Genomic DNA, 19909 nt, shown 5'->3' with positions numbered 1-19909 from the left:
TGCCGGTTCCAATTATCAAGATTTTAACCTTTTTACGCCGGAAGTCTATGCCAGAAATACTTCAGAAAAATCTCTTTCTTTTTTGCCATTTTTGAGACCTTAGCCCCATGGATCTTAAACCCGATCATAAAGCCCTACTAGACCTCGCCCATGCGAAAATGCATTTTGGTAAATATAAAGGCCGCTACCTTTCAGAACTACCTGAATTTTACCTGGTTTGGTTTAGACAGAAGGGATTTCCGAAGGGAAAGACAGGAGATCAACTTCAACAGGTGCTGGATCTAAAGGTTAACGGCATGGAAGACATTCTTAGGACGATTAGAAGAAAATATCCCCGTTAGTTGATTTTACTACCTTTCTGAAGGCCCTCAAACCCTTAAAGTTTTGCTAACATATTCTTCTGCAAATGGTTTCTTTTTCTTTTCTTCTTTGTAATTTAGCGCCCTGAATAAAAGACGCACAAACACCTCTTTAAAATGGCTGAAACCAAGTATATTTTTGTCACCGGCGGCGTTTCCTCTTCGCTTGGAAAAGGCATTATTGCTGCTTCTCTGGCAAAATTACTGCAAGCGCGCGGGTACAAGACCACTATTCAGAAACTTGATCCTTACATCAATGTTGACCCCGGAACTTTAAACCCATACGAACACGGCGAATGCTATGTAACAGAAGATGGTGCCGAAACAGATCTTGACCTTGGTCATTATGAACGATTTCTTAACGTTAATACTTCTCAGGCAAATAATGTGACTACAGGGCGTATTTACCAAAGTGTAATAGAGAAAGAACGCCGTGGGGAATTTTTGGGAAAAACCGTGCAGGTAATTCCGCATATCACCAACGAAATAAAGGAACGCGTACAGCTTTTAGGAAAGAATCACGAGTATGATATAGTGATCACTGAAATTGGTGGTACCGTGGGAGATATAGAATCCCTGCCATATATTGAAGCCGTGCGACAGCTAAAATGGGAATTGGGAGACGACAATGCACTGGTGATCCACCTTACACTTGTGCCCTACCTTTCAGCAGCCGGCGAACTTAAAACAAAGCCAACCCAACATAGTGTCAAGACCCTGATGGAGAGCGGACTTCGTGCCGATATTCTCGTGTGTCGTACTGAACATGAACTCTCTGATGATATTAGAAGAAAACTGGCTTTGTTTTGCAACGTAAAGCAGGAAGCAGTTATACAGTCTATTGATGCTTCCACTATTTATGACGTGCCAAATATGATGCTGGAGGAAGGACTGGACACTGTTACCCTGAAGAAATTAAATCTTCCTGATGAAACTGTTCCCGACCTTACCCACTGGAATGAATTTCTAAAGCGACACAAAAATCCAAAACATGAAGTAACCATTGGATTGATTGGAAAGTATGTTGAACTTCAGGATTCATATAAATCTATACTTGAAGCTTTCATCCACGCCGGTGCGGCAAATGAAGTCAAGGTAAATATTGAGAGTATACATTCCGAATTTATCAACCAAAGCACAATCCAAAATAAGATCTCACACCTGGATGGAATTTTAGTTGCTCCGGGATTTGGAGAACGCGGAGTTGAGGGAAAAATAAATGCTGTGCGCTTCGCAAGAGAGAACAAATTACCTTTTCTAGGAATTTGCCTGGGAATGCAAATGGCGGTTATAGAATTTGCACGAAATGTACTACAACTCAAAAATGCCAATTCTACCGAAATGGATCCTACCACGCCTCACCCGGTCATTGACCTCATGGAGGAACAAAAAGAAATTACCCACCTGGGAGGAAGTATGCGCCTTGGATCCTGGGAATGTACTTTAAAAGATGGTTCCATTGCCCGGGAGGTTTATGGCAATAGTCAGATCTTTGAAAGACACCGCCACCGTTATGAATACAATAACCGTTATGCCCCTCAAATGGAGTCTCATGGATTGATGAGTACAGGAGTAAACCCTAAAACAAATTTGGTGGAAATAATTGAGATTGAAGATCATCCATGGTTTGTAGGCGTACAATATCACCCGGAATATAAAAGCACAGTGGCTTCGCCGCACCCGCTTTTTATTGCGTTTATTAAGGCCGCAAAAAATTACTCACAGAAAAATAAGAATGCCAGCCTGGCACAATAGATTTACTTGGCTACGATTTTGCCTAAACCTGAAGGCGGATAATTCCGCGATTATTAAAATTTAGAATGGAAGAAAAAAAATTAGACATCAATTCCCTTATTGGATTCCTTTTAATAGGAGGTATCCTGTTGTGGATGTTGTACATGAACCCATCGGCTCCCGAAGTAGTTGAAGTACCGGCCAATGATGAAGTTGTTGTAACACCAGATGACCAACAAGACGTGGTACAACCCGAAGCATTCCAGGAAGCAGATTCTGCTGCAGTTGCCCGCGCGGCAAGCAGATTAGGTGCATTTGGTTATTCGGCTACATTACCTTCGGCTACAGAAAATAAAACTTCGGTTGAAAATGATGTTCTTGCCCTGGAATTTTCCAACAAAGGCGGATATCTTTCAGAAGCAAAGATGAAGAACTATAAGACCTTTGATTCCATTCCGGTTTATCTTATTAAAGATAACAATGCGTCTTTCAACCTCAACTTTACAACAAATGATGGCCGGGTTTTAAATACAAAAGATCTTTATTTTGAGCCTACTGTGACCGAAAGTGGAGAGAATACTATTGTCTCCATGAAATTAAAGGTATCTCCAGACGAGTTCCTGGAATACCGGTATGTCCTGAAACCGGGGGATTACATGATAGATTTTAGCGTTCGCTCACAAGGTCTTAATGATGTATTTAGTTCCTCGGCTCCAATCACTCTCGACTGGAAATTAAAGGGTTATCGTCATGCCAAGAGTATTTCTTATGGAAACCGTTACACTGAGTTAAAGTATGAATATGATGACGGGAGCGTTGACTACGTAACCGATGGAGAAGATGAAGATATTGACATTTCTTATGTGGCTTATAAGCAACATTTCTTTACCTCAATACTTCTTACCGATACTCCTTTTGAGACAGGAAAATTTAAGTCTGAAGATCTTGTAGAAGATGAGGAAGTAGACACTCTTTACACAAAAGCTTTTGCTTCCACCCTCCCGTTACAGCTTGAAGGTGGGGAGCTTAATTACAATATGAACTGGTATTACGGACCGAGTGATTATCAAATCCTGAACAATTATGACAGGAACCTTGATGAGATTCTGCCACTGGGCTGGGGAATTTTCGGCTGGATCAATAAGTATCTTTTCATCCCATTCTTCTCCTTTATCACCAATTACATGGGGTATGGGATCGCTATTATTGTAATGACCATCGCGATCAAACTTGTTCTTTCTCCTGTTCAATACAAACAGTATTTATCACAGGCCAAGATGAAAGTACTTCGCCCTGAGATTAACGAACTCAACGAGAAGTATAAGGACAATCCTATGAAAAAGCAGCAGGAAACCATGAAGCTGTACAGCAAGGCAGGCGCCAGTCCCATGAGCGGATGTCTTCCTGCGTTAATGCAAATGCCCGTATTTTATGCTTTATTCATGTTTTTCCCAAGTGCCTTTCAGCTAAGACAAAAGGACTTCTTATGGGCCGATGACCTTTCGAGTTATGACACCATAGCCGAGTTACCTTTTTATATTCCATTCTACGGAGACCACGTGAGTTTGTTCCCGATCCTCGCTTCTATCGCTATTTTTATCTATATGATGATGACCACGGGGCAGAGCATGCAGAACATGCAGCAGCCGGGAATGCCGAATATGAAATTTATTATGTATTTATCCCCGCTCTTCATGTTGATCTTCTTCAACAACTTTGCGAGTGGATTATCTCTGTACTATTTAGTTTCAAATCTTATTACAATTGGTATCATGCTTGTCATTAAACACTTTATTCTGGATGAGGACAAGATACATGCAAGAATTCAGGAAAATAAGAAGAAGCCAAAGAAACAAGGAAAATTTGCACGCAAGATGCAGGAAATGATGGAGCAGGCCGAACAGCAACAAAAGAAAGGCAAGAAATAATTTCTAAATTTTGTACAAAAATAGAAGAGCCCGGAATATTCCGGGCTCTTCTGCATTAACCAATCACTATTAACTAAAACTACATTGCAGGTAAAAGAACAGTGTCAATTACATGAATAACACCATTGTTGGCCTGCACATCTACTACTATAATTTCTGCCATTCTACCGTTTGCATCGGTGATCATTGCTCCATTCTCCAGATTAATAGTAAAAGATTCTCCGGCAAGGGTTGAGACTTCCATATCATCTGTAAGTGCAGTCGACAACACATTCGCTTCGGTTACCACATGATAGCTTAAAACAGAAGCCAACAAATCTGTAGGAATATCTTCAAGAGAACTCATACCAAGCTCCTCCAGTAGAGAAGCAAAAGCTTCATTGGTAGGCGCAAAAACAGTGAAAGGAGCCGGAGCATCGGTCTGCATCAGGGTATTTACAAAAGTAAAGTCATCTTCCCTGGTAAGAGCTGCAACAAGTGTATTAAAAGTTGGATCGGCCAGGGCGAATGTTACAATAGATGGCAACCCGATCACTTCATCTACCGCATGGATGATTCCATTGTCAACTTCGATATTTGCCGAAGTAACAGTCGCTACTCCGTTTATCATTACTCCACCCTCTGTATTTATGTACATGGACAGGGGCTCTTCGGAAGCACTTCCTGTAGCCATGCTTTCAATATATCCCGTGGAAAGATCGGCTGCCATGATTTCGCCCATTTGCACATGGTTTAACAATAATTGGGTAAGCACTGCTACAGGAACTTCAGAAAGTGAAGAAAATCCATTATCTGTTAGAAAAGTAGCAAACGCATCGTTGTCGGGTGCAAAGACTGTATAATTTTCTGTTCCATCTAGCGTTGAAGTTAGACCGGTAACCTCAAGTGCTGCCTCAAGAGAGGAATAATTTTCATTTGATGCAACAAATTCGGCTATTGTATTTGTTTCCACAACCGGTGGAGTAGCTTCATCATCGTCGCTGCAAGCGGTAAAAGCAAGCAGAAAAAATAAGCCTGCTGCTATTTTGTTTAATTTTGATAAATGTTTCATCTTTTTCAATTTTTGTTATACATCAAAGTTAAATGAATAGGATATATAAATGTGTTTAAGTTTAGTTAATTTATTTTAAACAAAATGAATCGATCTAATATTTGGATAATCATATGTGTTTTAATTCTCCAGACAATACCTCTTTGGGGGCAGGAAAAGCTAAATTCCGTTGATATAGAGGGTCAAAAACACGGATACTGGAAAGAGTTTTTCGATAACAAGAAGACCCAGCTCAAATATGAGGGCCAATTTCACCATGGAAAAAGAACTGGTTTGTTTAAATATTACCAGGAGGGATTAAAACAACCAGTAGCCATCATGGACTTTGATCCTTCTACCGGAAGAATCGTGGCAAAATATCTTTCCCAGAACGGCAAGGTAATAAGTGAGGGAGAAATGTACGACCGGGAACGAACTGGTCTCTGGACCTATTACCATAAAGATTCAGATCAAGTTATGATGACCGAAAATTATAAGAACGGAAAATTACACGGTCCAAAAAAGATCTATTATGATAAAGGACAACTGGCCGAAGAAGCTACTTATATGAATGGCGAGTTACATGGTTCCCGTAAGCTGTTTTCGGTTAAGGGGATTGTTCTTGAAGATCTAACCTATAAAAGTGGCGAATTGCACGGTCCTGCAAAATTCTTTAATGGCCAGGGACTACTTATGAGTGAGGGGGTCTATCGCAACGATAAGCACCACGGTACCTGGCTATACTACGAAAACGGAGAGTTCACAGAGGAAAAAGATTTTTAGCATTTCTCCTTTCGGTTTTATATTTGATATATTTACTTGAATTAAAAAGAAAAAATATGAAAAAGTACCTTTTTTTACTAGCCGCTTTAGGGCTATTCCTTTTTGCCTCCTGTAGTGAGGATGATGACGAAGCAATTGAAACTTCCATTGTTGGCACCTGGCAGGTAACTGCAATAGAGAGTATTGCTCCTGTTGATCCTAACCAATGCGACAATCAAATGTCAACAATAACATTTAATGAAGATAATACACTGAATTCCACGTTTTATTTCCAACAAAACGATTGCCAGGCAAGTTCTGCTACGGGAACATGGGAAAATTTGGGAGATGGTCAATATGCTATCGATCTCGGATTGCTTGGAGAATCAGAAGGAACTGTAGCTTTTGGAAGTTCAAACAAGTTCACCTACACTACAGAACTCATGATCGAAGGAATAGCTATCCCGGCAACTTTTACTCTGGAGAGACAATAAATTTTTTTCTGTAAAGATTAAGAGGGTGGCATTTTGGCCACCCTTTCCTATTTAGGGACATCGGGCCTGTACCTCCAACCTGCAAAAAGTGACAAATTTTCTGTATTTTTGCGCCTCATTTTAGGCCTTTACAAGGCAGGAGAAAGATTATGAAAAGAGTAGTTGTAGGTTTATCTGGTGGAGTAGATTCAAGTGTAGCGGCCTATATATTAAAAGAACAGGGATATGACGCTATTGGCTTGTTTATGAAGAACTGGCATGACGAAGGTGTGACCATTTCAAAAGAGTGTCCCTGGCTGGACGACTCAAATGATGCAATGCTGGTGGCCGATAAACTGGGGATACCTTTCCAGACTGTCGACTTAAGTGCAGAATATAAGAAACGAATCGTGGACTACATGTTTAAAGAATACGAACGTGGCCGCACACCCAACCCGGATGTACTCTGTAACCGTGAAATCAAATTTGATGTATTCATGAAGATCGCCCTTTCACTGGGGGCAGATTACGTGGCAACGGGACATTACTGCCGAAAAGGAGAAACAGAAGTTGCCGGAGAAACCGTTTATCGCCTGCTTTCAGGAAAAGATAAAAATAAGGATCAGTCTTACTTCCTTTGTCAGCTCTCCCAGGATCAACTGGCAAAAACTCTATTCCCTATAGGGGAACTTCAAAAAAGTGAAGTGCGGAAAATAGCTGCAGAACAAAATCTTATTACTGCCGAAAAAAAGGATTCCCAGGGGCTCTGTTTCATTGGAAAGGTAAGACTTCCCGAATTTCTTCAGCAAAAGCTACAGCCTAAAGAAGGTGATATCGTCGAAGTCCCGGCTTCTGAAGTTAAGTTTAAAACTGAAGCGAAGGAATTTCAGAATAAACAGGAGAAACTTGAATTCCTGGCAAAGAAATACACTTACGATCCTTCAGAAGGAAAAAAAGTGGGGCGTCACCAGGGAGCTCATTATTTCACCAAAGGCCAGCGTAAAGGACTGGCCGTAGGCGGAACACCCGCGCCTCTTTTCGTAATCGAAACCGATGTGGAAGAAAATGTCATCTACACAGGACAGGGTAAAGATCACCCCGGAATCTACCGTCGGGCACTCTTTGTTTCATCCGATGAAACTCACTGGGTACGGCCCGATCTTAAGCTTGCTCCCGACCAGGAAATGCAGGTGAAAGCGAGAATAAGATACCGCCAACCTTTACAGGATGCAACGCTACATCAAACGGAAAACGGCTTATATATAGTCTTTGAACAGCTACAGGCCTCTATTACTGAAGGTCAGTTTGTGGCCTGGCATATTGAAGATGAGTTAATAGGTTCGGGAGTTATTTCTTAATTCACAAAAGAACAACCCTTTCAGGGTTTAGAACCCTGTTAGGGTTATAAATATTAACTATGACCAACAAAATCACCCAACTCTTTAACATCCAATATCCAATAATCCAGGCTGGCATGATCTGGGCGAGTGGCTGGAAACTTGCCAGTGCAGTAAGTAATTCCGGCGGACTTGGTATTATAGGCGCCGGTTCTATGTATCCGGATGTGTTGCGCGAGCATATCCAAAAATGCCAAAAAGCAACTTCTTTTCCCTTTGCCGTAAATGTACCCATGCTTTATCCAAATCTTGAACAGATCATTGAAATCATCATTGAAGAAAAGGTTCCTATCGTCTTCACCTCTGCCGGAAATCCAAAAACCTGGACTTCCCACCTGCAAAAAAAGGGCATAAAAGTAGTACACGTGGTAAGCAGTGTAAAGTTTGCTTTAAAGGCTGAAGCAGCAGGAGTCGATGCGGTTGTTGCTGAAGGTTTTGAAGCCGGAGGCCATAACGGAAGAGATGAAACCACGACCTTTACGCTCATTCCAATGGTAAAGGAACAGATCAAGATCCCTTTGATAGCCGCCGGCGGAATCGCTACCGGCCGCGGAATGCTTGCTGCTATGGTTCTTGGAGCTGATGCCGTGCAGGTAGGAAGCAGGTTCGTTGCCAGCGATGAAGCTTCTTCTCATCCAAATTTTAAGGAAATGGTCGTGAAAGCCAAAGAAGGAGATACAGTCCTAACACTTAAGGAGCTCGCCCCGGTAAGACTGCTTAAAAATCGCTTTTTTGAGCAGGTAACAGAATTGTATTCCAGACAACCTTCTAAAGAGCAGTTAATTGAACTTTTAGGAAGAGCAAGAGCTAAAAAAGGAATGTTTGAAGGGGATCTTGAGGAGGGAGAACTTGAAATAGGCCAGATCTCAGGGCTTATCCGTGATATTAAACCTGCCGCAGAGATTATTCATGATATGCTCAGGGAATTTAATGAAGCTAAGGCAGAGGTAGCCGGATTTTAAGAAGAGAAATTCTCGAATTTTTTTAACTCTTGTGTCACAAACTGTTGCCACTCAAGTTGGGCAGCTTCCTCCATGCTGTGCCTGGTTTCCAGATCAAACTTTTTCTGCATAGCAGCCCGTTCCCCCTCGAGTTCTCTATATATTTTTTGCAATTCAGTTTTAACATTCTTACTCTTGTTGAAATCAAATTCTGCCAGTGCTTTTCGCAATTTTCGGGCATGAAGTTCTGTGATATCAAAATGTAGCTGCTCATGAGCCAAAAGGTGGTCAGAACCTGAATTTTTCACCCAGGATCTTTCAGGATTAAAAAAGGAAAGAACTTCAAATTGATATTCCTTTCCCAAAATGGAACTTTTAAGAGACCAGGAGTAAGAGATCCCGGAGCTTGTATTGGCGGTAAATGGGCTATTAGGATCTGGAGAGCTTTGAAAATCTTCCCAGGTAAGGGCGTTCGCCTCCCACGCCAACCGCGATTCTTCCGTTTGAGCCTGTGTTACAAAAGCCATAAGAAAAAAAAGACTGCTGAAAACGGCCTTTTTCATACTAATACTTAAAGCTGATATCCAGCTCAATGTCGGGGTGCAGACTATAAAGGACGGGACAGGTCTTTGCTGCACGTTCCAGAATCTTTTTGTGTTTTTCATCATAAGAAGTCGGGAAAGTAATTGCAACTTTTATGCCCGATATTCTTCTGGGATCGGCAGCCATACTTTTGGTAATTTCTGCGCTCGCACCTTCAACATTGATCCCAAGATCCCTGGCCTTTATTCCAATAATTGTGAGCATACAACTACCAAGGGCTGTTGCCACAGTATCTGTGGGCGAAAATGCCTCCCCTTTTCCCTGGTTATCGACAGGAGCATCTGTAATGAATCTATTATTGCTTTGAAGATGTTCACACTCAGTCCTGAGATCTCCCAAATATGTCACTTTTGACGTCATTAGCGTACTACATTTAAGTTAAGTTCCCTGTCATAAGCCAGGATGTAAACTGAATTATTGATGAATCCGCCATTGGGTCTGTGTTCATAATTGAACTTATTTTCCACATATTGGGTTGTTCCATCCTGCTTGATCGATTCATAAAGATCATCTGCCGATGCCAGTCTAAGCAGTACATCATAAGTAACGTCAAAACCTCTTACTGCAGCAGCATCCGGCACCACTCCATATTTATCGAAATATTTCTTAATAAAATTCCTGTTCTTGATCGGGTCAAAAGCACGATCAACAGAAGGATAGTGGAAATTAAGCTTTCCTAAATGACTGTTGGAAACATTATCGCTCTCAAAAGATCTATTCCTGTCTGTTGTCAAAAGTGTGATCTTATAGCTATCGGCCAGGGAGTTAAGATAAGAAGTCGCATTGCTTAAAACTCCAATCTTGTTTGACTCCAGAATGATCCAATTCGGCCTGGTTTTATCTAAAGAGCCGGCAACATGCCCTTGATTGAGATAACCGCCTTCTGAAGGAGTAACAACTTTGGCTGAAGGAAAAGCTGCAGATAGCCTTCTCCTGTTTTCGGCTGCACTTCCATCGGCAATTATAACCAAATTCTTACCCGCAGAATGATCTGAAATAAATGAGATCATTGCCTCCCTAAGCATTTCATCTGTAGGACGAGCCTGAAGATAATTATCAAGAGAGGTTGTTTGTTTTTTAGTGAGCGGGGAAATTACCGGAATATTTTTACGCTCCAACCCACGCGCCGCAGTCTCCACAGTAGACTGCAACAGCGGACCAATAACAGCATCTACATCATCAAAATTCCTGCTGTTAAGCAGTAAATTCACCTTTCCAGCATTTTGCTCCGTATCCAAGACAGTAAGATCTGTAGAAATTCCTAATGTTTTAGCCGAATCTACGGCCATGAGCACCCCTGAATAAAAATCCAGAGATAATTGCATTACTTTGTCCCGTTCAATTCTTTCGGCAAAATTACTTGAAGTGTCAGTCACTACAAGCTTATTCTTATTAAATGGCAACATAAGCACAAGATTCTTGGTCTTATAATTACTAATCTTACGCTCCAGGTTTATATAATCTTCGACTACATATTCTCCAACACCTTCAGAAACCTCAATATTCGGGATCTTTAATACCATTCCGGATTTTAATCCATCATTCAAGGCAGGATTCAGCGATACCAGGGAGTCACGACTAATTCCGAAGCGACGGGTAAGGCTAAATATAGTTTCCTGTGGCTGAACCTGATAATATTTAAAAAGATTTCCTTCCACATCTACAACTTTTTCGGCATTGCCATTACGAACCTGAATCACCATTCCGGGCTGCAGGTTCTCCATATTTGGATTAAGTCTCTGCAATTCGGCTATAGTAATATTGTATTTCCTGGAAATTCCATAAAGTGTTTCCTGCGGAAGCACTACATGTTCTTTCACAGTTAGATCCAATGGATTGGAAGGCGGTGGGGTAGTTTTTTGTTCAACAAGAACTTGAGAAGATTTCTTTGGGATCCTGATGCGCTCACCCCTGCGAAGTTCTTCGGAATATAAATGTTTATTATACCTTTTAATATCCTCAATACTAACATTATATTCCTGTGAAAGACTAAAAAGCGTCTCCTGCCGCTTCACACGGTGCATTACAAATTTTTGATCGTCCTGTCCGGAAGCTTGCGATGTTTCTCCGGGCTCGGAACTAATTGGCACTACCAGTTTCCCATTAGGCTCTATTCCACGGCGGGCATCGGGATTAAATTTAAAGAGTGTTTCCTCAGAAATATTATAATGTCGGGCTATTTCCTGTGTAGTTTCTCCCCTTTTAACAATGTGGTATTTATACTGCTGTGCAAAGGCCTCAAAGGCAAACATTTGAAAAAACAGGAAAAGAACTGCAATTTTTTTCATAGGTTAATTTTTATTCCCACTCAATAGTGGCGGGTGGCTTGGAGCTTATATCATACACTACCCTATTAACGCCTTTAACTCTGTTAATTATTGTATTGGATGTTTTTTGCAAAAAATCATAGGGCAAATTAACCCAATCTGCTGTCATTCCATCTGTGGATTCCACAGCTCTTAGGGCGACAACTTTTTCATAAGTTCTTTCGTCTCCCATCACTCCTACCGAATTCACCGGCAAAAGAATTGCTCCTGCCTGCCAAACTTTGTCATACAACATCCATTCTTTCAATCCATTAATAAAAATAGCATCTACTTCCTGTAAAATACGGACTTTTTCGGGAGTGATATCTCCAAGGATCCGTATGGCCAGTCCGGGTCCAGGGAAAGGATGTCTCCCCAGCAATTCTTTATCAATCTCCAGCTCTGCTCCCACTCGTCTCACCTCATCCTTGAACAACATTCGCAAAGGTTCAACCACCTTAAGTTTCATGTAAGCCGGTAATCCTCCCACATTGTGGTGAGATTTAATGGTAACTGAAGGTCCGTTCACAGAAACAGATTCTATTACATCGGGATAAATGGTTCCCTGTGCAAGAAACTTCACATCCTGAATACGGTGAGCTTCATCATCAAATACATCTATAAAAGTTTTCCCTATTGCCTTCCGTTTCCCTTCGGGATCTGAGATACCTGCCAGAGCTTCCAAAAAACGTGCCGAAGCATCTACCCCTCTTACATTAAGCCCCATGTGTTTATACTGGTCAAGCACACTTTCAAATTCATTCTTCCTAAGGAGCCCGTTATTTACGAAGATGCAATACAGATTTTTTCCAATGGCTTTGTGTAAGAGAACAGCTGCAACAGTAGAATCTACTCCGCCGCTAAGTCCCAGCACAACCTTATCATCGCCTATTTGTTTTTTAAGGTCTTCTACGGTCATATCTACAAAAGCCTCGGGTGTCCATTCCTGTGCTACTTTCGCGATCTTTACCAGGAAATTCTCAAGCAGTTGTTTCCCATCTGTCGAATGATAAACTTCGGGGTGGAATTGTATAGCATAAGTCTCCTCGCCATCAATACGATATGCAGCGTTAATTACATCGGGCGTACTGGCCAGCCGGACTCCATTTTCAGGTAATTCTTTAATGGTATCACTGTGGCTCATCCAGACCTGCGAATTCTCCGTGATGTCGCCAAAAAGCATTTCATCATCTTTAATTACCGAAAGATTGGCACGGCCATATTCTCTTATTTCTGAAGCTTCTACTTTTCCGCCGTTGAAATGGGCTAGATATTGGGCACCATAGCAAACCGCCAAAACGGGCAGCTTTTTCCTGATCTGTGAAAGATCGGGGTGTGGAGCGTCGTCTGCTCTTACAGAAAATGGGCTTCCGGAAAGTATTACAGCTTTAAAACCTGATAGATCTTCCGGGATCTTGTTGAAAGGGTGGATCTCACAGTAGATATTCAGTTCTCTAACCCGGCGGGCAATCAACTGTGTATACTGCGAACCGAAATCTAAAATAAGGACGTTGTTGTGCATGCGCAAAAATAGGAATTTGAGGCCATTTTCCTCACTGTAAATTTATTTTTTAAAGGTTTGTATAAAAGGTACAGCTAACCTTAAACCCATAATAAGTCTCATTCCGAGCTTTTTTAAAAAAGCTTTCTAATAATGCCACTTTTGAGAGAATTACAGAAAAAGTATAATTCTTCATCCCATGCGACTGGAACTTTAAATTTAACTAAGTCCTCACTTACCGAAAAATTTTAAACTTTTCCCAAACCTATCCACTGGCAATCATGCTTTTAATATTTTTATAAGAAGCACATTACACTTTAACATGAAACTCAATATTTCTTCTGAATTCCGAAAAATTGCATTAATAAATTATACACTTCCGCCGGAGGTGGTGGAGAAATTTTTACCCGAACATACAAAAATAGATTTCTACAACGGGGAATGTATGATAAGCCTGGTGGGATTCCAGGTTAAAAAATTAAAGGTAGCCGGTGTAAAAGTACCACTGCTGAAGGATTTTGAAAAAATTGATCTTCAAATCTATGTGAAGCGCTTTGACGGTGCTAAATGGAGAAAAGGAGTTGTGGTAATAAATCGCATTTTTGATCAACCAGGTGTTTCAACTTTAACAAACACATTATTTAAAACTAATTACATCTCTCTTCCGGCAACTGGAACTGTTAAGGAAACACAGGAATCTTTAAACGTGAAATATTCCTGGCAGTACGATGAGATCGACCAGAATTTTTGGGTAAGGAGTAATCGGTTGGCAACTCCATATGACAAGGATACTGAAGCTGCTTTCCTTTTAGATCGTACCCATGGATACATCAAAGCAGATGAAGACACATATGAATATGAAATGAATCACGTCGACTGGCATCTCTTCACTGTAGAAGAATATTCTGTTGATGTTGACTTTTCGCGCCAATTTGATCCTGCTTTAAATCTCCTGAACGGGCAGACGCCTCACTCTGCAATACTTACTGAAGGCTCAACTGTGGAAATAGGAGAAAATCAGCTCGTTACTTCCTAGTATAAAATATTGGAAAGGGTTAGCTGTTAGCTGTTAGCTGTTTTAATCAATACTAAAATTCTAAAATGAGCAAATTCAAATCAAACTTCCCGCAGACCAATTTAAATTTATTGAATATCCAACACTTGCCCTATTTTCAATTAAAAATGTCTTGGCACTTGGTTTTAATTAGCGCAGCGATTTTGGCTCTCCATCCCAAAAGCAAGGATTTTAATTTCGAAATTACTTCATCGTTTCCAGAATGATATCAATATCAGCTTCAGTAGTCTCGGGATTAATAAAGCAGAATCTGGAAATGGTCTCATAACCCTCATCTCCTCTCCATTTCGTGGGAGTTACTAAAGCAATTCCGTTTTTATGGTTTCGGTAAGTCCAGTCACGGTAATCTTCGGGAGTCCAGCCTTTCCTTCGGAAGAGAACAACAGATAAACTAGCCGGACGAACCAGTTCCAGGTTTTCATCTTCTTCGATCTTTTTGGCAGCGATCTTTGCAAGCTGGATCCCCTTCTCTATAGCATTGGTATATTTATCTGTGCCATGCATTGCCAGGGAGAACCATAAAGGCATCCCTCGTATTCTTCGCGTAAGCTGGATCTGGTAATCTGCCGGATTAAAACCATCGGCTCCTTCATCTTTAAATATCTCCAGATAGGAGCCTTTCTGGGAATGAGCTTCGGCTGCGAGCGTCATATCCTTGTAGATTACAGCGCCACAATCATATGGAGAAAAAAGCCATTTATGTGGATCTATCGTGATACTGTCTGCTCTTTCAATTCCGTTAAAAAGATGACGTACAGAAGGCGCGGCAAGAGCACCACCACCGTAAGCAGCGTCAACATGAAACCAGAGGTCTTCTTTTTCGCAAACATCGGCGATAGAATCCAGTTCATCTATGATTCCGGCGTTGGTGGTTCCACCGGTAGCGACCACCGCAAAAAGCCTTTTCCTATCCTTTTCTTCGAGCTCGTCAATAGCCGATTGCAACGCGTGACCTCTCAGGTTCTCATCGAGGCAGTCGATCATCAGTATATCGGCGTCCATTACTTTTGCCATGGCCTGGATAGAAGAGTGAGCACCATTGGAAGTGAGCAGTAAAGCCCGCACCCCAATATTTGCTGAATCCTTTTTACGCCAGGCCTCCCTTGCAGTTATAAGTCCCGAAAGATTTGCTGCCGTACCCCCACTGGTGAATACTCCAAAAGAGCCTTTTGGAAGCCCCGTGAGGGAAACAAGCCATTTCATCGCCTGATTCTCACAAAAGATTCCGCCGGCACCTTCCATCCAGTAGGCACCATGAATACTTGAAGCCGAGGTAACAAGGTCAAACATGATGGCCGCACGCGTGGGCGCAGCAGGTACAAAAGCGAGGTGGCGGGGATGATCAATAGGTACCGTTGCTTTCACCAGAATATCTCTGAACATTTTAAATGCAACTTCCCCTCCAATTCCTTTTGGGGTAATTGTCTCCCCTACCATTTCGAATAATTCCTCCTCTTTTTTAGGAGCACCAAGTTCGGGAGTGACATTAGAGATCCTGTCAACTGTATATTTCATTACATCGAGGGTCATTTCAACCAGGTCGATATCGATTTTATGCATTTTCGTCATAACGAAAGAATATCAAATTTTAATTCGAGAGGCTTTAAATTTTGCAGTAGGTTCGGAATCAGAATATCCCCGGATTCCAGGTAGAATTCAGAAAAATTATGATGCCTTTCCTGCAAACCTTTACCGGGAAACAGATCCTGCTGTAAGGCCGCAATACGGGAAACCTCATCTTCCAGCTTTCTCTTTTGAGCCTTAAGCAAACGGTTTTCCAGGTGATCTAGACCTTTTAATTGTTTTACTTCCTGTGCTTTTACCGCATTCAGAAAAGATTTATCTGTCTTCTCTGCCAGGTCATACATCCCCTGAAATTGTTGCACCAGATGCTCTTTTTGAGGGGTAAAGTTAATGTCAATGTTCGAGATTCGGCGGACTTTCCTGTTGATCAATTCGTGAGATTTCAGAAAAAGCTCGGGTAAAGAGATGTTTAATTTTTTCCTTTTTTGGTCCTGTTTTTCAGTTTGCAGTAAGGCGGAATTCCGAAGTAAAAGTATTGGGAAAGTTACATCAGCTTTTTCAAAAAGCTCCTTAAGCTGGAACCAGTAGGCAATTTCACCACCACCTCCAATGTAACAAAGATTTGGCAGAATCACCTCTTCATATAGCGGCCGTAAAAGTACATTAGGACTAAATCTTTCAGGATGTTTTTCAATCAACTCCTGTAGTTCTTCTCTAGTCCAGGAAATATCCTGCCCATGCACAAAGAATTTACCGTCTTTTTCGATGATTCGCTCCCGAAGCCCTTCCTTCATGTAGAAAAGATTGATCTCCCGCGGATTCACCTGAACGTTATAGCCTTCTTTCTCTAAAGCTTCCGTCTTTTTCTGAACCGTCTTAAAGGAAATCTGCTCAAAAAGCTCCTCCTTTAAATATGGAATATAAAATTTCTTGAGATCAAGTTGATGCGCGTCAAGTATCACAAGTCCCTGTTCCCCAAAAAGCTCATTAGCAATATAACGTGTAGCATCGGCCAGATTATCGTGCTCCAGATAAGCTTTTTGAAACCATTCCTTCAGCTGTTGCGCATACCTGGAATTTCCTATTTCCGCAGAAAAAAGTTTAAAAACATCATGAAGACCTTCGGTCGGTAATTCTCCCACAGGGCCTCTGGTTTTTTCAGATTTCGGCGGATTCCATTGAAATTTTTTTCCGTGGAGGTGAAAGAAACTTATCTCCTCAAAATCATGATCCTCGGTAGCCATCCAATACACCGGCACAAAATTATATTCCGGATACTCTTTTTTAAGGTCGGCAGCAAGATTTATGGCTGTTACGATCTTGTAAAGGAAATAAAGTGGTCCCGTAAAAAGATTTAATTGATGGCCGGTTGTAACAGTGAATGTGGTTTTTTTTTCTAAGAGATCAATATTTTCGGTCGTTGCTTTAGAAATATGAAGGCTTTTGTGTTGATCCTTCAGAATTTTTACAAGGACGGCACGTTTTTCGCTACCGCCGTTCCTGTCGAAATTTTCTTTTTTGGAATCGATCTGTTTTCCGAAGTTCTCAAGAGTGGGGAAAAGATCATAGAACTGCTTTACATTCTCTTTTTGATCCAGATAATCGGTCACTAAAGGGATAAAGTAATTAGTATCCCGATACGAAAGAGAATTTTTCTGCATTGAAAAGAATTTTCGCAAATATACAATTAAGAGCGTTGGTGGTAAAATCAATAAAAAGATATTGACAGCGATAAAGTTTTATATTTACGGGCTAATTTGAAACGCAAGTTTACCTCTATGAAAAAATTACCGGCTTTACTTACAGCTCTGCTCGTAAGTTTCCAATTTACTTTTGCTCAACAATCTCCCGAAGAATTTTTAGGTTATCCACCGGGCACAAATTTTACCCGCCACCATAAAGTGGTAGATTATTTTGAACATGTGGCTGAGAATTCAGAACTGGTACAATTTCATAAATATGGAGAGACTTATGAAGGAAGACCGTTAACTTATGCAATCATCTCTACAGAAGAAAATCTACAAAACCTGGAGAAGATACGGCAAAGTCACCTTCAAAATGCAGGTGTGATCCAAAGCGATGAGGCTTTACCTGCCAAAAAAGGCATTATTTGGTTAAGTTATAATGTACATGGAAATGAAGCCTCCAGTACAGAGGCTGCTATGAAGACCCTTTATGAGCTTATTACTCAAAAACAGGAATGGCTAGAAAACGTAGTAGTGATCATGGATCCTAATGTTAACCCCGATGGTCGTGACCGCTATGTGAACTGGTATAAGCAGGTTAAAGCGTCTCCTTCCAACACTTCACCCATGGCAGTGGAACACAACGAACCCTGGCCCGGCGGGAGACCTAATCATTATCTTTTTGATCTCAACCGGGACTGGGCCTGGGCGACACAAAAAGAAACCCGTCAACGCTTAGATATTTATAATGACTGGCTACCTCACATTCACGTGGATTTCCATGAACAGGGCAGGAATGATCCTTATTATTTTGCCCCTGCAGCAGAGCCTCTACATGAAGTAATTACCTCCTTTCAAAGGGAATTCCAGACCGAAATAGGAAAGAATCATGCGAAATATTTTGACGAACAGGGCTGGTTGTATTTCACTAAGGAGCGATTTGATCTCCTCTACCCCAGCTATGGAGACACCTATCCCACTTTTATGGGGGCAATTGGAATGACCTATGAACAGGCAGGTCACGCAGGCCTCGCTATTCAAACAGATCATGGTTATGAACTAACGCTTCCCGACCGGGTGGAGCATCACCACACTACCGGACTTTCTACAGTGGAAATTGCGGCTCAAAATGTAGAGCGGTTAAATTCTGAATTTGCCAGATTTTACGATAATTCTAAAAGGGATGCGGAAAATTATGTACTATCAGGACACAAAGATAAACTGGACCTGCTGAAGGAGCTGCTGGATCGTCACGAGATCACTTATTCCATGGCACAACCCGGAAAAATTCGTGGTTATGATCCGCTAAAAAAGGAGAACAGCAGCATTCAGGCAACTGAAAATACGCTTGTAATAAGTACAGCACAACCTAAAGGAAAAATGGTAAAGGTACTTATGGAACCGGAGACAAAGCTTGCCGATTCCCTTACTTATGACATTACGGCCTGGAGCCTGCCGTACGCCTATGGCCTGGAGGCGCTTTCAACTACCTCCTCAGTGAGGACTCAACCTTCGGCAGATGCAATTAAATTTACAAATGAAGTTTCTCCCATGGCCACTGCTTATATCACTGAGTGGAATAGCATGAAAGATGCCCGGTTCCTCTCAGCACTTCTGCAGGAAGGAATCATGGTAAGGTTTACTGAAACAGCCTTGAGAACTTCGGAAGAGAAATTTGCACCCGGAAGCCTTATTATTACCAGGAACGATAACAAAGAAATTGAAAATTTTGATGAGAAGCTAATTAGTTTTGCAAATGATTATCAAAGAGAACTTTCTGCAACTACAACCGGTTTTTCAACTTCAGGGCCCGATATTGGATCTTCGCAGGTTAAGATCATAAACGCGCCAAGGATAGGTTTAATAAGAGGTGAAGAGACTTCTTCCCTTAACTATGGAGAGCTGTGGTACTTTTTTGAACAGGACCTTAATTATCCTGTTACTTCATTAGACACCCGTTATTTTAACAGGATCGATCTTTCAAAACTGGAGGTTATTATTTTGCCTGCAGGAAATAATTCAGATCTCTTTGATGAGGAAGGCCTGGACCGACTCACTACCTGGATCAAAGGAGGTGGCAAGGTAATCGCCATTGGCAGCGCCATCCAAACTTTTGCAGGAAAAGACGGATTCGACATTAAACTGAATGAGAAAAAGAAAAAGGATAGTATTTCCAAACCGAACCTCGTTCCATATGCTCAAAGTGAAAGAGAAAATATACAAGATCTCATTACGGGAAGTATTATTGAAACCCAAATGGATGAGACCCATCCAATGGCTTTCGGGTATGACAATACCTACCTCAGCCTTAAGCTTAGCAATAACAGCTACAGTCTTTTAAGTGATGGTTATAATGTAGGATATCTTCAGGATACTCCTAACATTGTTGCAGGATTTGTAGGCAACAGGGCTAAGGAAAATATCAAAAATTCCCTCACTTTTGGAGTAGAGCCAGTGGGAGAGGGAAGCATTATTTATTTGGTTGACAATCCCTTATTCCGTGCTTTTTGGCAGAATGGAAAACTCCTTTTTACAAACTCCATTTTCTTTGTAGACAACAGCGAAATTACGAATTACACTAAATAGTAAAT

General features: G+C 41.3%; 16 protein-coding genes. 9 read left to right on the top strand and 7 right to left on the bottom strand.

The window, feature by feature from the left end; all coding sequences use genetic code 11:
• Positions 1 to 107: 107 nt before the first annotated feature.
• From H148_RS0111905 to yidC, 3 genes are all read left to right on the top strand, one after another.
• Positions 108 to 341 (top strand): DUF3820 family protein, encoded by a 234-nt coding sequence (locus H148_RS0111905; protein WP_029035004.1) that lies wholly within the window; start codon positions 108 to 110, stop codon positions 339 to 341.
• Between the two features lie 135 nt (positions 342 to 476).
• Positions 477 to 2114, top strand: a complete 1638-nt coding sequence (locus H148_RS0111900) for a CTP synthase (RefSeq protein WP_029035003.1) — start codon at positions 477 to 479, stop codon at positions 2112 to 2114.
• A gap of 65 nt (positions 2115 to 2179) precedes the next feature.
• The gene (gene yidC / locus H148_RS0111895; protein WP_029035002.1) at positions 2180 to 4021 is read left to right on the top strand and encodes a membrane protein insertase YidC; all 1842 of its coding nucleotides are present in this window, start codon (positions 2180 to 2182) and stop codon (positions 4019 to 4021) included.
• A gap of 79 nt (positions 4022 to 4100) precedes the next feature.
• Here the strand turns inward: yidC and H148_RS0111890 are convergent, their stop codons facing one another.
• Positions 4101 to 5072, bottom strand: a complete 972-nt coding sequence (locus H148_RS0111890) for a fasciclin domain-containing protein (RefSeq protein ID WP_029035001.1) — start codon at positions 5070 to 5072, stop codon at positions 4101 to 4103.
• Positions 5073 to 5156: 84 nt separating this feature from the next.
• Between H148_RS0111890 and H148_RS0111885 the strand changes: the two genes are divergently transcribed.
• From H148_RS0111885 to H148_RS0111865, 4 genes are all read left to right on the top strand, one after another.
• Entirely contained in the window at positions 5157 to 5834 is a 678-nt protein-coding gene (locus H148_RS0111885) for a toxin-antitoxin system YwqK family antitoxin (protein WP_037325183.1), read from the top strand.
• A 56-nt stretch (positions 5835 to 5890) separates the two neighbouring features.
• Positions 5891 to 6307: a lipocalin family protein gene (locus H148_RS0111880; protein WP_029034999.1), complete on the top strand. Its 417-nt coding sequence runs from the start codon at positions 5891 to 5893 to the stop codon at positions 6305 to 6307.
• A 149-nt stretch (positions 6308 to 6456) separates the two neighbouring features.
• Positions 6457 to 7644: a tRNA 2-thiouridine(34) synthase MnmA gene (gene mnmA / locus H148_RS0111870; RefSeq protein WP_029034998.1), complete on the top strand. Its 1188-nt coding sequence runs from the start codon at positions 6457 to 6459 to the stop codon at positions 7642 to 7644.
• A 59-nt stretch (positions 7645 to 7703) separates the two neighbouring features.
• Positions 7704 to 8645 (top strand): NAD(P)H-dependent flavin oxidoreductase, encoded by a 942-nt coding sequence (locus tag H148_RS0111865; protein ID WP_029034997.1) that lies wholly within the window; start codon positions 7704 to 7706, stop codon positions 8643 to 8645.
• Here H148_RS0111865 and H148_RS0111860 read toward each other — a convergent pair.
• The 4 genes from H148_RS0111860 to guaA are packed head-to-tail and all read right to left on the bottom strand — an operon-like array spanning position 8642 to position 13055.
• Positions 8642 to 9187, bottom strand: a complete 546-nt coding sequence (locus H148_RS0111860) for a DUF922 domain-containing protein (protein WP_037325181.1) — start codon at positions 9185 to 9187, stop codon at positions 8642 to 8644. The two genes, H148_RS0111865 and H148_RS0111860, sit on opposite strands and share 4 nt — an antisense overlap.
• Before the next feature lies 1 nt (position 9188).
• The gene (locus H148_RS0111855; RefSeq protein WP_029034995.1) at positions 9189 to 9587 is read right to left on the bottom strand and encodes an OsmC family protein; all 399 of its coding nucleotides are present in this window, start codon (positions 9585 to 9587) and stop codon (positions 9189 to 9191) included.
• Positions 9587 to 11515: a LysM peptidoglycan-binding domain-containing protein gene (locus tag H148_RS0111850; protein WP_029034994.1), complete on the bottom strand. Its 1929-nt coding sequence runs from the start codon at positions 11513 to 11515 to the stop codon at positions 9587 to 9589. Before H148_RS0111850 ends, H148_RS0111855 begins: the two co-directional genes overlap by 1 nt.
• Before the next feature lie 10 nt (positions 11516 to 11525).
• On the bottom strand, positions 11526 to 13055 hold the full coding sequence (guaA, locus tag H148_RS0111845) for a glutamine-hydrolyzing GMP synthase (protein ID WP_029034993.1): 1530 nt from the start codon (positions 13053 to 13055) through the stop codon (positions 11526 to 11528).
• A gap of 301 nt (positions 13056 to 13356) precedes the next feature.
• On the opposite strand from guaA, the gene H148_RS0111835 reads away from it, so the two are divergent.
• On the top strand, positions 13357 to 14070 hold the full coding sequence (locus H148_RS0111835; protein ID WP_029034992.1) for a DUF2071 domain-containing protein: 714 nt from the start codon (positions 13357 to 13359) through the stop codon (positions 14068 to 14070).
• A gap of 222 nt (positions 14071 to 14292) precedes the next feature.
• Here the strand turns inward: H148_RS0111835 and H148_RS0111830 are convergent, their stop codons facing one another.
• Together H148_RS0111830 and bshC are read right to left on the bottom strand one after the other, a co-directional pair.
• Positions 14293 to 15669 (bottom strand): pyridoxal phosphate-dependent decarboxylase family protein, encoded by a 1377-nt coding sequence (locus H148_RS0111830; RefSeq protein ID WP_029034991.1) that lies wholly within the window; start codon positions 15667 to 15669, stop codon positions 14293 to 14295.
• A gap of 5 nt (positions 15670 to 15674) precedes the next feature.
• A complete protein-coding gene (gene bshC / locus H148_RS0111825; protein WP_029034990.1) occupies positions 15675 to 17294 on the bottom strand; it encodes a bacillithiol biosynthesis cysteine-adding enzyme BshC in 1620 nt (539 codons plus the stop codon).
• Between the two features lie 117 nt (positions 17295 to 17411).
• Here bshC and H148_RS0111820 point away from each other — a divergent pair, with 117 nt between their 5' ends.
• Positions 17412 to 19904 carry a M14 metallopeptidase family protein gene (locus tag H148_RS0111820; RefSeq protein WP_029034989.1) on the top strand — a complete coding sequence of 831 codons (2493 nt, stop codon included), beginning with the start codon at positions 17412 to 17414 and terminating at the stop codon, positions 19902 to 19904.
• The last annotated feature ends 5 nt before the right edge of the window (positions 19905 to 19909 follow it).

This window comes from Salinimicrobium terrae DSM 17865 (genome assembly GCF_000424665.1).
Lineage (GTDB): Bacteria > Bacteroidota > Bacteroidia > Flavobacteriales > Flavobacteriaceae > Salinimicrobium > Salinimicrobium terrae.
The sequence above is the reverse complement of the archived record's forward strand: the minus strand, read 5'-3'. Positions and strand labels throughout refer to the sequence as shown.